At 72.3% G+C, this 15,086-nt stretch carries 7 protein-coding genes; 3 read left to right on the top strand and 4 right to left on the bottom strand.

The window, feature by feature from the left end; translation table 11 throughout:
- Positions 1 to 84: 84 nt before the first annotated feature.
- Positions 85 to 1,422: a glutamine synthetase family protein gene (locus ABD714_RS15130; protein ID WP_344813213.1), complete on the top strand. Its 1,338-nt coding sequence runs from the start codon at positions 85 to 87 to the stop codon at positions 1,420 to 1,422.
- Positions 1,423 to 1,476: 54 nt separating this feature from the next.
- Here the strand turns inward: ABD714_RS15130 and ABD714_RS15125 are convergent, their stop codons facing one another.
- A complete protein-coding gene (locus ABD714_RS15125; RefSeq protein ID WP_344813212.1) occupies positions 1,477 to 2,259 on the bottom strand; it encodes a maleylpyruvate isomerase family mycothiol-dependent enzyme in 783 nt (260 codons plus the stop codon).
- 65 nt (positions 2,260 to 2,324) lie between these two features.
- Between ABD714_RS15125 and ABD714_RS15120 the strand changes: the two genes are divergently transcribed.
- Complete coding sequence (locus ABD714_RS15120) at positions 2,325 to 5,312, top strand: bifunctional [glutamine synthetase] adenylyltransferase/[glutamine synthetase]-adenylyl-L-tyrosine phosphorylase (protein WP_344813211.1); 2,988 nt, start codon at positions 2,325 to 2,327, stop codon at positions 5,310 to 5,312.
- A 50-nt stretch (positions 5,313 to 5,362) separates the two neighbouring features.
- On the opposite strand, the gene ABD714_RS15115 is transcribed toward ABD714_RS15120, so the two are convergent.
- Positions 5,363 to 5,854, bottom strand: coding sequence for a hypothetical protein (locus tag ABD714_RS15115; protein WP_344813210.1), 492 nt, complete (start codon positions 5,852 to 5,854; stop codon positions 5,363 to 5,365).
- Positions 5,855 to 5,938: 84 nt separating this feature from the next.
- Entirely contained in the window at positions 5,939 to 7,186 is a 1,248-nt protein-coding gene (gene mshA / locus ABD714_RS15110; protein WP_344813209.1) for a D-inositol-3-phosphate glycosyltransferase, read from the bottom strand.
- A gap of 188 nt (positions 7,187 to 7,374) precedes the next feature.
- Between mshA and ABD714_RS15105 the strand changes: the two genes are divergently transcribed.
- Positions 7,375 to 13,371 (top strand): DUF4011 domain-containing protein, encoded by a 5,997-nt coding sequence (locus tag ABD714_RS15105; RefSeq protein WP_344813208.1) that lies wholly within the window; start codon positions 7,375 to 7,377, stop codon positions 13,369 to 13,371.
- Positions 13,372 to 13,506: 135 nt separating this feature from the next.
- On the opposite strand, the gene glnA is transcribed toward ABD714_RS15105, so the two are convergent.
- Positions 13,507 to 14,928, bottom strand: a complete 1,422-nt coding sequence (gene glnA, locus ABD714_RS15100; RefSeq protein WP_344813207.1) for a type I glutamate--ammonia ligase — start codon at positions 14,926 to 14,928, stop codon at positions 13,507 to 13,509.
- Between the last annotated feature and the right edge of the window lie 158 nt (positions 14,929 to 15,086).

Below are 15,086 nucleotides of genomic sequence, written 5' to 3'. Positions count from 1 at the left end.
GGACGGCAGGTGTCTCTCGTCTCGTCGGAGAGACACGGGGCACCTCGGTACGCGCCGGTCAGCGTCAGGCGGCAGACTGACGACGTGGACAAGCAGACCGAGTTCGTGTTGAGGGCGATCGAGGAACGAGACGTCCGGTTCGTCCGGATGTGGTTCACCGACGTGCTGGGTTTCCTCAAGTCGGTGGCCATCGCGCCCGCCGAGCTCGAGGGCGCCTTCTCCGAGGGCCTGGGCTTCGACGGCTCGGCGATCGAGGGGTTCGCCCGGGTCTACGAGTCCGACATGGTGCTGCGGCCCGACCCGTCGACCTTCCAGGTGCTGCCGTGGCGCGACGCGAGCCCGGCGACGGCTCGGATGTTCTGCGACATCGCCATGCCCGACGGCTCCCCGTCCTACGCCGATCCGCGGTACGTCCTGAAGCGCACCCTGAAGAAGGCCGCCGATCTGGGCTTCACCTTCTACACCCACCCCGAGGTCGAGTTCTTCCTGTTCAAGGACCCGCTCCTCCCGGGCGTCTCCCCGACCCCGGTGGACTCCTCCGGCTACTTCGACCACACCCCGCAGAGCACCGGGAGCGACTTCCGGCGCAAGGCGATCACGATGCTCGAGCAGATGGGCATCTCGGTCGAGTTCTCCCACCACGAGGGTGCGCCGGGTCAGCAGGAGATCGACCTGCGGTACGCCGACGCGCTGTCCACCGCCGACAACCTGATGACCTTCCGGGTGGTGGTCAAGGAGGTGGCGCTGTCCCAGGGCATCAACGCCTCGTTCATGCCCAAGCCGTTCAGCGACCAGGCCGGCTCGGGCATGCACACGCACATGTCGCTGTTCGAGGGCGACAACAACGCCTTCTACGACGCCAGCGCCGAGTACCACCTGAGCAAGGTGGCCCGCTACTTCATCGCTGGGCTGCTGCGGCACGCGGCGGAGATCACGGCGGTGACCAACCAGTGGGTGAACTCGTACAAGCGGCTGGTCGGTGGCGGCGAGGCACCCAGCTACATCTGCTGGGGTCGCAACAACAGGTCCGCCCTCGTTCGGGTGCCGATGTACAAGCCGAACAAGGGGTCCTCGGCCCGGGTCGAGCTGCGCTCCATCGACTCCGCCGCCAACCCCTACCTGGCCTTCGCCTTGATGCTGGCCGCCGGTCTGGCCGGGATCGAGGGCGAGTACGAGCTTCCCGAGGGGGCCGAGGACGACGTCTGGAGCCTGACCGAGCGGGAGCGTCAGGCGCTCGGCATCGAGCCGCTGCCGCGCAACCTGGACGAGGCGATCCGGATCATGGAGCGCTCCGACCTGGTCGCCGAGACGCTCGGGGACCACGTGTTCGACTTCTTCTTGCGCAACAAGCGGGCCGAGTTCGACGAGTACCGCCGCCAGGTGACCCCGATGGAGCTCCAGAAGCTGCTTCCGGTGTTGTGAGGCCCCCTTATGTGGGGATCTCTCACCGACATCGGTGAAAGATCCCCACCCAACTCAGGACAACAGGGGTAGCGCGCTGGAGAGGTCGGCGCGCAGACCGGAGGCGTGGACCTTGCCGGCGGCGACGGCCTCGGTCCAGGTCTGCCGGCCGGTGGCCAGCCGCAGGAAGGTGAGGGCGTCGGTCTCCACCACGTTCGGCGGGGTGCCGCGGGTGTGGGTGGGTCCGGGATCGCCCAGACCGCACTGCACGGCCGCGTACGGCGGGATCCTGACCTCCACCGACCGCCCCGGGTGCCCGTCGGCCAGGACCTGAGCCAGCGTGCGCATCGTCCGCCCCAGGGCCGGGCGCACCAGTGGCACCGGCTGACGCTCGGGGAAGGTGCGGTTGAGGTCGTCGGCGTGCACGACCAGCTCGACGATCCGGGTCTCGATCCAGTCCTCGGCGCGGAACGGCCCGCGGGGCGCGGCCAGCACGGGTGGGTACGGACCGGCCAGGGCCAACTCGAGAGTCGCCACGGCGTCGCCGAGGGCGGCCGCCAGCTCGGGGCCGGCCTGCGCGCCAGCGGTCTCCACCGTGGACGCGGCGATGGCCTCCATGCTGGGGCGGTAGCGGGCCACGAACGCGGACGGGGTCAGCGGCTTGTCCTTCGTCGGCAGCCCCAGCACCCGGGCGGAGCCGCGGACGACCAGCAGCAGGTGGGCGGTCAGCAGCCGGACGTCCCAGTCCTCCAGCACCGTCGGGCGGGCGTATGCGTCGTCCGGCAGCCCGGTCAACCAGGTGTGCACGGCGCGGCTCTGCTCGAGCAGGGCCGCGGCGGCGGTGGGTCGGCTGCGCACCCCGCTATCTTGGCCCACGTACAGCCCCGGCAGGGCCAGGTTTCACGCAAGTAACATCGGTCTCCGTGAGCCGGATCGAGACGACGCAGGGCGCGCTGGCCAGGCGTGGCTTCGCCGACGCCACCGCCGCCGTGCGGATCCTGTCGCAGTGGGAGGCCGACAACGAGTACCTGCTCGACCTCGTCGCCGACGCCGCCGACCCGGACCTGGCCCTGACCGGACTGGACCGTCTCACCGACGCGGTCCCCGGTCTGCTGAACCGGCTGGCCGGTTCCCACCGACTGGCCACCCATCTGGTGGGCGTGCTGGGCAACAGCGAGTCCCTCGGGCGACACCTGCTGGCCCATCCCGAGCACCTGGACTGGCTCGACGCCGACCTCCGGCCGTTGACCGCGGAAGCCGTCCGGGCCGAGCTGCTGCGCGCCGTCGGGGCGGATCCCGACGCCGCTCTACCGGTGGCCACGGACCCGGTCGGGGACGGGCTGCGGTTGGCCTACCGCGGGCACCTGCTGCGGATCGCGGCCTGGGACGTGTGCGACCCGGAGCCGATCGAGGTGATGCCCCTGGTGGCCTCGGCGCTGTCGGACCTGGCCGATGCCACGCTGGAGGCGGCGCTGTCCATGGGACGTGCCAAGGTCGGCCCGAACGGTCTGCTGACGCGTCTGGCCGTGGTCGGTCTCGGCAAGTGCGGGGCCCAGGAGCTCAACTACGTCAGCGACGTCGACGTCCTCTTCGTCGCCGAGCCGGTGCTCGGCGAGGACGGTGCCCCGTTGATCACCAGCGAGCAGGCGGTGAGTGTGGCGACCCGGATGGCGGCGGAGCTCACCCGGGTCTGCTCGGCGTTCACGGCGGCCGGAACCATCTGGGAGGTCGACTCGGCGCTGCGGCCGGAGGGCAAGGCCGGCCAGCTGGTCCGGACGCTCGCGAGCCATCGCACGTACTACGAGCGCTGGGCCAAGACCTGGGAGTTCCAGGCCATGCTCAAGTCCCGCCCCAGTGCCGGCGACCTGACCCTGGCCCAGGACTTCGTGGACATGGTGGCGCCGATGGTGTGGCGGGCGGCGGAGCGGGAGAACTTCGTGTCCGACACCCAGGCCATGCGGAAGCGGGTCGTCGCCCACATCCCCGCCCGGGATGCCGGTCGCGAGATCAAGCTGGGTGCCGGCGGTCTGCGGGACGTGGAGTTCTCCGTCCAGCTGCTGCAGCTGGTGCACGGCCGGGTCGACGAGCGGCTGCGGGACCGGGCCACCCTCGACGCCCTCAAGGCCCTGATCGACAACGGCTACGTGGGGCGCGACGACGGCAAGGGCTTCGGGCTCGCGTACCAGTTCCTGCGCACGCTGGAGCACCGGATCCAGCTGTTCCACCTGCGCCGCACCCACGTGCTCCCCGACAACGAGAGCGACCTGCGCCGTCTCGGTCGCTCGCTCGGCTACGCCCGGCCCGCCGAGCAGGTGATCTCGATCTGGAAGCACTCCGGGCAGCGGGTGCGCCGCCTGCACGAGCGGCTGTTCTACTCCCCGCTGCTGGACGCCGTCGCCCGGATCCCGTCCAAGGACCTGCGGTTGACCGAGTCCTCGGCGGAGGACAGGCTCAAGGCGCTCGGTTACGCCGACCCCAAGGCCGCGCTGCGCCACATCGCCGCCCTGAGCCAGGGGGTCACCCGGCAGGCCGAGATCCAGCGCCAGCTGCTGCCGGCCATGCTCGGCTGGTTCGCCACGGCCCCCAACCCCGACCACGGGCTGCTCGCTTTCCGGCAGGTGTCGGACACCCTCGGCAGCACCCCCTGGTATCTGCGGGCCCTGCGGGACGAGGGGATGATGGCCGAGCGCCTGGCCCGGATCCTCGCGTCGAGCCGGTACGCGGTGGCGCTGCTCCAGCGGGCGCCCCAGACGATGCAGATGCTGGCCGACGACGCCGAGCTGGCGCCGCGGTCGCAGGCCGATCTGTGTGCGGAGATGCGGTCGGCGGCCGGACGGCACACCGACCCGGTGCACGCCGTCGAGTCGGTCCGCGGCATCCGGCGGCGCGAGCTGTTCCGGATCGCGGCCGGCGACCTGCTGGGGATGAGCGACGTCCTGGTGGTGGGCGACGCCCTCTCCGCCCTGGCGTCGGCCACCATCGACACCACCCTGGAGATAGCCCGACGGGCCTCGGACGCGGCCGAGGTGCCGGAGATCGCGGTGATCGGGATGGGTCGCTGGGGCGGCCGCGAGCTCTCGTACGCCTCCGACGCCGACGCCATGTTCGTGATGGAGGACAGCGAGCCCGGTGCCCCGGACCGGACCAAGATCGCCGGCGCGGCTATCTCCGAGCTCCGCCGGTTGCTGACCCGGCCGAGCGCGGACCCGCCGCTCAGCCTGGACGCCGACCTGCGGCCGGAGGGCAAGGGCGGCGCCCTGATCCGCACGCTGTCGGCCTACCGCAACTACTACAGCCGCTGGTCGTCGACCTGGGAGATGCAGGCCCTGGTCCGGGCGGACGCGCTGGCCGGCAACCGCGAGCTCGGGGCGGCTCTGATGGACCTCATCGACGCGAAGCGGTGGCCCGACGGTGGGTTGACCCCCGCGCAGCTGCACGAGATCCGACGGCTCAAGGCGCGGGTGGAGGCCGAGCGGCTGCCCCGCGGAGCCAACCCGGCCAAGCACACCAAGCTGGGACCGGGCGGTCTGGCCGACATCGAGTGGACCGTCCAGATGCTCCAGCTGGAGCACGCGCACGCCGTGCCGGAGCTGCGCACCTCCCGCACCGTGGAGGCCCTCCGGGCGGCGCAGCGGGCCGGCCTGATCGACCCGCAGGACGCCGGTCACCTGGAGGCGGCGTGGCTGCTGGCCAGCAAGATCAGGAACCAGATCATGCTGGTCCGCGGTCGTGGCTCGGACTCGCTCCCCAGCGACAACCGGGAGCTGGCCGCGCTGGCCGAGCTGATGGGCTACGGACCGGGGGAGTCCTCGCACCTGCTGGCCGACTACCGGCGGGTCACCCGACGCGCGCACGCCGTCGTGGAGCGGGTGTTCTGGGGACTCGCCGAGGGTGATCAGCGGCCACACTGAGCCCGACGCCGTCCGGCCGCACCCGGACCCGACGCGCTGACCCGGTGCGGCTAGCGCAGGCCGTCGGCGGTGACCGTGACCGCCGCCTGGGGCCCGCCGGCGGGGCAGTCCGCCCCGTTGGGGTGGGTTGCGGACGCCAGGACGGTGATCTCGGCCAGCACGGTGCGGCGACCAGAGGCGGTCCACGCGCCGCTGATCTCGACCGGACCGGCTCGCAGCTGCAGCGCGTCCACGAAACCGACCAGCGTGCCGTCCCGGGACGACGAGGCCGAGCAGGTGGCGTCCGGGTCGTCGGCCGTGCACGTCTCTCCGACGGTGACGGCGCCCGGACGCAGGTCGACCAGCTGCTCCACGCACGTGTCCTGACACAGTCGCAGCTCCAACCGGGCCGCGCTCGGGACCGCGTCGCGAGTGACCGTCACGGCGACGCCTGCCGGCGAGCCGATCTCGGTGCAGGCGCGGGCACCCCGGTCGGTGGCGCTGCAGCCGAGCAGGGTGGCCACGGCCACGACCGCCACTCCGGTCCGCCACCACAGGGTCATCCCGCCATGGTGGCCCGACACCGGCCGTCGGGGCCAGCACCCGCGGCGATGTGCGCGCCGCCGGACTCCCGGCGGTGGGCCGGATCAGGGATGGCGGGACCGGGCGTACGCGCGCTGGGCCGCGGCGTAGGCCCGCAGGGTCGAGGCCGCCGTGTTCGACCAGCTGAAGGTGGCCGCATGGACCGCTGCCCCCGCTCCGAGCCACTGAGAGCCCTCCGGGTCGTCCAGGATCGAGCCGATCGCGAGGGCCCACTCGGCCGGGTCGTGGCCGGGCACCAGCAGCCCGGTGGCGCCGTCGTCGACGGCGTGCCGCAGACCCCCCACGTCCGTGGCCACGACCGGTCGACCACAGGCCTGTGCCTCGAGCGCGACCAGACCGAAGGACTCGTTGTGGGAGGGCACTCCCACCACGTCAGAGACGCAGTACCAGCGGAACAGCTCCGCGCGGGGGGAGTGCGGCCGGAACTCCACCACGTCGGCGATGCCGAGCTCCTCCGCCAGCCGGGGCAGGGTCGCCGCCCAGCCCGCCTCCGGTCCGCTCGGGCTGCCGATGATGATCAACCGGAGCCGTCGCCGACGCTCCGGCCGTTCCCGCACGAGTCGGGCCGCCGCCCGGATCAGGACGTCGGGAGCCTTGAGCGGCTGGATCCGGCCCACGAACAAGATCACCTCGGCGTCCTGGGCGACCCCGAGCTGCGCCCGGCTCCTCGGTTGGTCGCAGGGGTGGAAGGTGTGCAGGTCGACGCCCGGTGGCACCACCGCGATCTGGTCGTCGCGGGCGCCGTAGTGGCGCCGCAGCTCGTCGGCCTCGTCGGTGGTGTTGGCCGTCAGGATGTCGGCGTCGGCGACGATCTGCGCCTCGCCGCGCTCCCGGACGTCGGGCTCGGTGGCGTGCCCGTCGCCCCGCAGCTCGTTCTTCACCCGGGCCATCGTGTGCATGGTGTGGACCATCGGCAGCTGGTGCCGGGTGCGCAGCGTGCGGGCCACCAGCCCGGACAGCCAGTAGTGGGAGTGCAGCACCTGGTGGTCGGCGACCTGGGGCTCCATGGCGGTGGCGAAGTCGTCCAGCAGACCGGGGAGCTGCTCCTTGGCGATCTCGGCGACGGGCCCCGCCGTCACCTGGACCACCCGGACGTACTCGTTGACGTGCACGACGTCGGGGACACCAGGGTCCGACCGTCGGGTGAACACGTCGACGCCGAGCCCGCGCTCGCCCAGACGTCGTGCCAGCTCGGCGACGTACACGTTCAGGCCGCCGGCGTCGCCGACCCCCGGGGTGGCCAGCGGGGAGGTGTGCAGGCTGATCATGGCGATGCGCCGCGGATAGGGCATCTGTCCCGCCCGTCGTGGGGCGGGCGACGTGTCGACGGGTCGCGGAGGGAGAGGGGTCGACCGCACGCGCTCAGGCTAGTGCTTGTGGTCGGGAGCCCGTCGCATCGAGGACCTCGGGCGCCCCCGAGGGCCGCACCGGCGGGGCCCGGTCACCCGGCGGCGTCCCCTCCGGACACTAGGGTGGCCGGGTGCCGACCGACCTGATCATCGAGGTGCTCAGCGCACCCGTGGTCAACCACGCGATGGCGCACAACGGACTGCCGTTCCTGCACCGCCTCGTCGTCTCCTGGGGCGGGACGGGCGCCACCGGGACGGCGCCGGCGCCGACCGGTCTGGTGATCCGGGCCCGGGTCGTCGACACCTTCGGTGTCGTGCTGAGTCGCCCCTGGCAGCACCCGGTGGAGCGGCTCGAGGCCGGGCACCCTCTGGTCGTCGACTCCCCGGCGCTCCGTCTCGATCCGGCGTACCTCTCCTCGGTGGAGGAAGAGACCGGGGCCGAGATCGTCGTCGACGTGCAGGTCGCCGACGGCGGCGAGTCGCTGGGCGTCACCACCCACCCGATCCGGGTGCAGGCGGCCCGGCAGTGGGCGCTGGACCCGGGTGCGCCGGTGCTGTCGCTGGAGATGCTGGCAGCGTTCGTCCAGCCCAACCACCCGGCCCTGCCGGCCCTGGTCTCCGAGGCCGCCCAGATCCTGGAGCAGGCCACCGGCAGCGGGGCCCTGGCGGTCAGCCACGCCACCGGTGACCGGAACGACCAGATCGTCGCCGCCGTGTTCACCGCCGTGCACGACCGGGACATCTTCTACGCGCAACCTCCGGCCAGCTGGGGTTACGGCCAGAAGGTGCGCACGCCCGGTGACGTGCTCACCGATCGGCTCGGCACCTGCTTGGACACCACGCTGCTGCTCGCCTCGGCCCTCGAGCACGTGGGCATCACCCCGGTGCTCTGGATCGCCGCCGGCCACGCGTTCCTGGGCTACTGGCGGGAGCCGGAGCGGGGACTGCCGGACGCGGCCAGCACCCAGATCGCGGTCCCTGCGAACGCTGTCGACCTGGAGCTGATGGGCGTCCTGGAGACCACGCTGGTGACCCGCGAGCGTCGGCCGCCCCGCGATCTCGTCCGCCGGGCCCGGCAGGCGCCCCGGGACGCCTACTTCCTCGGCGGCACGGCCGAGCTGCTCGGCGTGGTCGACATCGGCATGGCCCGGATGCTGCGGGTCTTTCCGCTGCCGGCCCGACGCGAGCGGCCCGACGGGGCCGTCGAGGTGGTCGAGTACGTACCGGCGGTGGAGGTGGCCATCCCTCCCGGGCCGAGCGCGCCCGCCGGATCGCCGACCGCATCCCGGTCGGCGCGCTCGCCGGGCGAACCGGCGCCGCCGCGGGTTCAGGCCTGGAAGAACGCCCTGCTGGACCTCACGCTGCGCAACAAGCTGCTGAACCTGCGTCAGCCGATGACGCAGGTGCCGCTGCTGCTGCCGCCCGAGCACCTGGGGGTGCTGGCCGACCAGCTGCAGGACGGCCGGACCATCTCGGTGCGGGCCGTCGACGACCTCACCGGTGCCGTGGTCAGTGAGGGGGCGCGGGATGCGTACGCGCTGCCGGCCGACGTGCAGCGCGCGATGCTGGTGAGCAAGGGGACGATCTACTCCGGTCACGGCCGCGACGAGCACGACCGGGCGTTCGCCCGGTTGCGGTACCGCGCCCGGACCGGGAGGGAGGAGACCGGCGCGAACCCCCTGATGCTGGCCCTCGGCCGCCTGGACTGGCAGCTGGGGGACCGCAGCCTCGCCGCGCCGCTGCTGCTGCTGCCGGTCGACATCAAAGGCGTGGTGATGCCCTACCGGCTCGCGGCGGATCCCTCCGGTGGCGTCACGGTGAACCTCTCGCTGCTGGAGAAGCTGCGGGTCGAGTTCGGTTTCGCCGTGCCCGGCCTGGACGACCTGCCCGTCCGCGCCGACGGCGAGGGGGTTGACGTCGAGGCTGTCGTCCGGCGGTTCCGGGAGGCGATCGCCGCGTCCGGGCTGTCGTTCCGGGTCGAGAGCGAGGCGCGGCTGATCATCGGCGGCTTCACCGGTTTCCTGCTCTGGCGGGACCTGGACGAGCACTGGCCGCGGTTCGTGCAGCGGCCGCTGGTCCGCCAGCTCCTGGACGGCAAGGTCACCGACATCGCCGGGACGTCGTTCTCGTCGCCACCAGGGGCCGACCCAGCGTCCGGGGCCGCCCTGGATGCCGTCGTGGCCACCGCCCCGATCCCGGCCGACGGCGCCCAGGCCCAGGCGATCGCGGCCGCGAGGGACGGACACAGCTTCGTGCTGGAAGGCCCGCCCGGCACGGGGAAGTCGCAGACGATCACCAACATCCTGGCCGACCAGCTGGCCCAGGGTCGTCGGGTCCTGTTCGTGGCCGAGAAGGGTGCCGCGCTCGACGTGGTGCGGCACCGCCTCGGGGAGATCGGGCTGCTGCCGTTCGCCCTCGACCTCCACGACCACAACGCCCGGCCGGCCGAGGTGCGGGCCCGGCTCCGCACCGCCCTGGCCCAGCGCGCCCACCCCGACGACGACGGTTACCGCGCGGCCCTGGGCGAGGTCGAGGGGTCGGCGTCGGCCCTGCGCGGCTACGCCGATCGGCTGCACCGGCCGAACCGTGCCGGGTTGTCGCTGTGGAGCGCACGGGCGACCACGCTGGCCCGCGGACCGGGCCCCTCACTGACCATCCCCCCCGGGGTGCTGAGCACGGACCCGCGGCTGCTCGGACCATCGGCGGGTCTCGACCTCGACGGGCTCCGACGGCTGGTGGCCGGAGCCGCGGACGACCTCGGCGGACTCGATCCGGATGTCGCCCGGGCCTGGGGCTTCGTCGGTCCGGGAGAGGCGCCGGTGGACGCGGCCTCGGTGTTCGCGCTGCTGCCGGCGGCCGACACCGCCGCCGCCGACGCGACGTCCGCGGTCGCGCAGCTGACACCGGGAGCGGCCGGCCTGCTGGAGCGGGCGGCCACCGGGGACGAGCTGCAGGACCTGGTCGGGTTGCTGTCAGCGCCGCTGGACGGTCACGAGCTCGCCGAGCTCAGCAGCGCCCGGTGGTCGGCGGCCCGGGCCGAGCTGACCCGGCGCACCGAGACGCTGCGGCGGGCGTCGTCCCCCGACCTGACCGACTTCGCCCCGGAGGTCCTCGGCGTCGACCTGGGTGCCGTCCGGCAGGATCTGCGCGTCGCGGAGCACTCGTTCTTCCTCGGCCGCAAGGGACGGCTGCTGACCGCGGCCGCGCCGGTGCTGGTCCACCTGCGGCCCGGCCGCGGTGTCCCGCCGAAGGAGCTGACCGCCCGCGTCGACGCCCTCGCCGGGCTGGCCGACCAGCACCGTGCCATGATGGCGGGCTGGCAGGCACTGCCGGGGTTGAGCGGGCTGTCGTCCGGGCTCAACCTGCTGAGCGGGTCGGGCACGGAGCAGCTCGCGGACGCCCTGAGGGTCGTCGACGGGCACCTGGCCGCGCTCGGCCGGCTCGGCGCCCGGACTGCGGCCGAGACGATCGCCGTACGCCGTCGTGAACCCGAGCTGGGTGACGCGCCGGCCGCCGCGCTCGCCGAGGCGCTGACACGGCTGCAGGCGGTGTTCGCCGTGAGCCGCAGCCGCACGTCGGATCAGCAGGCGTACGGTGCGGCCGGGCTGCTGGGCGCCTGGCGGGACGGGACCGACCTCCGGCGATCTGACGGTCCGCACGGAGCCGCGCTGCGGCGCTGGCTCCGGGCGGCAACGGCGGTCGAGCCGCTGGCCGCCGAGCTGCCGGAGGCGCGCTGGCAGCTGCTCAGCGGGGTCGTGCCCGGCACCGAAGCGGTGGCCGCCCTGGAGCGGGGGATGGCCGAAGCCGCCCTGATCGAACGCTGGGACGACGGCGGGTTCACCACCTTCGACGGCGCCGGCCAGGACCGCTTCGTCGCCCGGTTCCTCGGGGCGGCCGAGGCCGTTCGTGCGGCGTCGGTCTCGGTGCTCCCGGCGGCCCTGATCGCCGCCCGCCCGTTCGGCACCGGCACGGTGTTCGCCCGGGTCGCCGCCCTGGAGCGTGAGGTCGGGCGCAGTCGGGGTGGGCTCAGCGTGCGGTCGCTGATCAGCACCTACGGCGAGGTGATCGCCACCATCACCCCGTGCGTGCTGGTCAGTCCGGACTCCCTGGCCCGGTTCATCGCTCCCGAGGCGATGGAGTTCGATCTCGTCGTCTTCGACGAGGCCTCCCAGATCACGGTGCCGGATGCCATCGGCGCGCTCGGTCGCGCCGCCGCGTGCGTGGTGGCCGGCGACTCCCAGCAGATGCCGCCGTACAGCTTCGGCCAGCCCGGTGCCGACGAGGGCGAGGACCTCGAGCACGGAGACTTCGTCGTGGTGCCGGACGAGGAGAGCGTCCTGTCGGAGTGCGTGCAGGCGGGGCTGCCGCGGTTGTGGTTGTCCTGGCACTACCGCAGCCGCGACGAGAGCCTGATCAGCTTCTCGAACGCGCAGTACTACGAGGACCGGCTGTCGTCGTTCCCCGCCTTCCCCGGCCAGCTGTACGACACCGGAGTCAGCTTCACCCGTGTGGACGGCACGTTCCTGCGCAGCGGGACCCGCGGGACGGAGAAGGGCCTGCTGCGGACCAACCCGGCAGAGGCCGCCGCGGTGGTGGACGAGGTGCTGCGACGCTGGCGTCAGCGGGAGCGCTCGATCGGCGTCGTCACGTTCAACATCCAGCAGCGCGCCCTGATCGAGTCGATGCTGTGGGACAGCGAGCTCGAGGGTCTGCGGGAGTCCCTGGCCAGCAAGGACGACGGCCTGTTCGTGAAGAACCTGGAGAACGTCCAGGGCGACGAGCGGGACGTGATCATCTTCTCCACCGGCTTCTCGGTGGACGCGAACGGCGTGCTGCCGTTGAACTTCGGGCCGTTGAACCGCTCCGGCGGCGAGCGGCGGCTGAACGTGGCCGTCACCCGGGCCCGCCGACGCGTCATGGTGTTCTGCTCCTTCGAACCCGAGGACGTGCGGGCCGACCAGACCTCCTCGGTCGGCATCCGCCATCTGCGGGCCTACCTGGAGCAGGCCAAGTACGGCGTGGCGCCGCGGGTGCGCAGTGAGGTGGCGATCGACCGGCACGCCGAGCAGGTCGCCTCGGCCCTGCGGGAGGCGGGGTGCGTGGTCCAGACCGAGGTCGGTCTGTCGGAGTTCCGCATCGACCTCGCGGTTGCCGCGCCCGGCCGAGGCGACACCCCCACCCTGGCCGTGCTGCTGGACGGGCCGGTCTGGGCCGCGCGCTCGACCACCGGCGACCGCGACGGCGCCCCGGTCAGCGTGCTCTCGGCGATCATGGGCTGGCCCGCTGTCGCCCGGGTCTGGCTGCCGGCCTGGTTGTCGGACCCCGAGGGTGTCGTCCGGGAGCTGGTGCAGCGGGCGTACGCCTCGGTGGAGGCACCCCGGCAGGTCGGCGAGGTGACGGCGTCGACGTCCTGGCAGACGTACGAGCAGCCGGGGGAGGGGCCGGCCGAACCCTCGGATCGCAAGTCGGAGCCCGAGGACCCGGAACCGGACGTGACAGCACGGGAGCCAGACGACGACCACGGCGACACGACCGCCGAGCCGGTCGGCAGCACGGAGGAACCGGACGCGACGCCTCCCGATCTGGAGCCGTACGCCGAGAGCGATCTCGGTCCCTTTCCCTCCTCGGTGCTGGAGCGGCTGGACCACGATCCCCGGGCCCGCCGCGAGGTGGTCGACGTGATGCGTCGGATCGTCGAGGAGTCCGGCCCGATCAGCGTCGAGCGACTGGGCCGTCGGCTGGTCAAGGCGTACGGGCGCACCCGGCTCGTCGACCACCGGCTGACCCAGCTGCGGGCGCTGATCCCCGAGGACGTGCGCCGCGACCGCGAGGACGGCTTCTGCTGGCCGGCCGCCCGCGACCCGCGGGACTGGACGGGCTTCCGGGTCTCCCCCGAGGCGAAGGCACGACCGTTGACCGACATCGCGCTGCTGGAGATCGTCAACGCGATGGCGTACGTGGCCGGTCAGGCGATGGGCATCGGCACCGACGAGCTGTACCGGCAGACCTACAGGCTGTTCGGCGGGAACCGGCTGACCGAACCCGTTCGCGCCCGGCTGACCGACGCGCTGCGGGTCGGCGTGGCTCGAGAACGGCTGGTCGAGCGAGCCGGGGTGGTCACGGCGTGACAGACCTGCGGCTCAGTGTGCTCGACCCGGCGTGTCGCGCCGGTTCGGCGGTTTGAGCCCCCCGTTTGTCACGAAAGCCCCGAGTCTCAGGACTCGGGGCTTCCGGACGATCACTCGAGAGCTGTGCTCAGTTCCTCAGCAGTCGTAGTACATCTCGAACTCGTGCGGCGTCGGACGGAGCCGGACCGCGTCGATGTCGGCCCGCTTCAGCTCGACCCAGGTCTCGATCAGGTCGGGCGTGAAGACGTCGCCCTGCAGCAGGAACTCGTGGTCGGCCTCGAGGGCATCGAGGGCGCCACCGAGGCTGTCGGGGACGGTGGGCACGTTGGCGTGCTCCTCCGGCGGCAGCTCGTAGAGGTCCTTGTCGATCGGGGCCGGCGGCTCGGTCTTGTTCTGGATGCCGTCCAGACCGGCGAGCAGCAGGGCCGCGAACGCCAGGTACGGGTTGGACGACGGGTCCGGGCAACGGAACTCGACCCGCTTCGCCTTCGGGTTGGTCCCGGTGATCGGGATCCGCATGGCCGCCGAGCGGTTGCGCGAGCTGTAGACCAGGTTGACCGGCGCCTCGAAGCCCGGCACCAGGCGGTGGAACGAGTTCACGCTGGGGTTGGTGAACGCGAGCAGCGCCGGGGCGTGGGCCAGGATGCCGCCGATGTACCAGCGGGCCAGGTCGGACAGACCGCCGTAGCCGGCCTCGTCGTAGAACAGCGGGTCGCCGCCCTTCCACAGCGAGGAGTGCACGTGCATGCCCGAGCCGTTGTCACCGAAGATCGGCTTCGGCATGAAGGTCGCCGTCTTGCCGGCGGCCCAGGCGGTGTTCTTGATGATGTACTTGAACTTCTGCAGGTCGTCGCCGGCGCTCAGCATGGTGCTGAACCGGTAGTTGATCTCCGCCTGGCCGGCGGTGCCGACCTCGTGGTGGGACCGCTCGACGATGAGGCCCGCGGCCTCCAGGTTCAGCGTCATCACGTCGCGCAGGTCGGCGAAGTGGTCGACCGGCGGAACCGGGAAGTAGCCACCCTTGTACTTGACCTTGTAGCCGCGGTTGCCACCCTCCTCGACCCGCCCGGTGTTCCAGGCTCCGGCCACCGAGTCGATGGCGTACGAGCCGGTGTTCTGCTTGGTCTCGAAGCGCACGTCGTCGAAGACGTAGAACTCGGCCTCGGGGGCGAAGAACGCGGTGTCGCCGATGCCCGTGGAGGCCAGGTAGTTCTCCGCCTTGCGCGCGATGTTGCGCGGGTCGCGGCTGTAGGGCTCCTTGGTCAGCGGGTCGTGCACGAAGAAGTTGAGGCACAGCGTCTTGGCGGCGCGGAAGGGGTCCAGGTACGCGGTGGTCGGGTCCGGGAGCAGAGCCATGTCGGACTCGTGGATCTTCTGGAAGCCGCGGATCGACGATCCGTCGAACGCCAGACCGTCCTCGAACACGCTCATGTCGAACGAGCCCGCCGGGACCGTGAAGTGCTGCATCATGCCGGGCAGGTCGCAGAAGCGGACGTCGACGATCTCGACGCCCTCGTCTTTGATGTAGGCCAACAGCTCGTCGGCGCTTTGGAACATCTGTCCTCCGGTGATCGTGGGTGTACCCGAGGTGCGGCTGGAACCGTACGACCAGGTACGCGTGTGGTCTCGCTGGCGCGCGCCACCCTATCGTCCTCGGCTCCAGCGAAGATACGGAGAACGGGTTTCCGTCGAGTTGCGCGTTTGTTTCACTGGTG

It is taken from the genome of Microlunatus aurantiacus (assembly GCF_039536605.1).
GTDB lineage: Bacteria > Actinomycetota > Actinomycetes > Propionibacteriales > Propionibacteriaceae > Microlunatus > Microlunatus aurantiacus.
This window is presented reverse-complemented; position numbering and strand designations above follow the sequence as displayed.

What these genes read in the sequence shown, in the direction of transcription:
- ABD714_RS15115 (WP_344813210.1), bottom strand. Translation starts at nt 5,854, where the DNA reads ATGACCCTGTGGTGGCGGACCGGAGTGGCGGTCGTGGCCGTGGCCACC.
- mshA (WP_344813209.1), bottom strand. Translation starts at nt 7,186, where the DNA reads ATGCCCTATCCGCGGCGCATCGCCATGATCAGCCTGCACACCTCCCCG.
- glnA (WP_344813207.1), bottom strand. Translation starts at nt 14,928, where the DNA reads ATGTTCCAAAGCGCCGACGAGCTGTTGGCCTACATCAAAGACGAGGGC.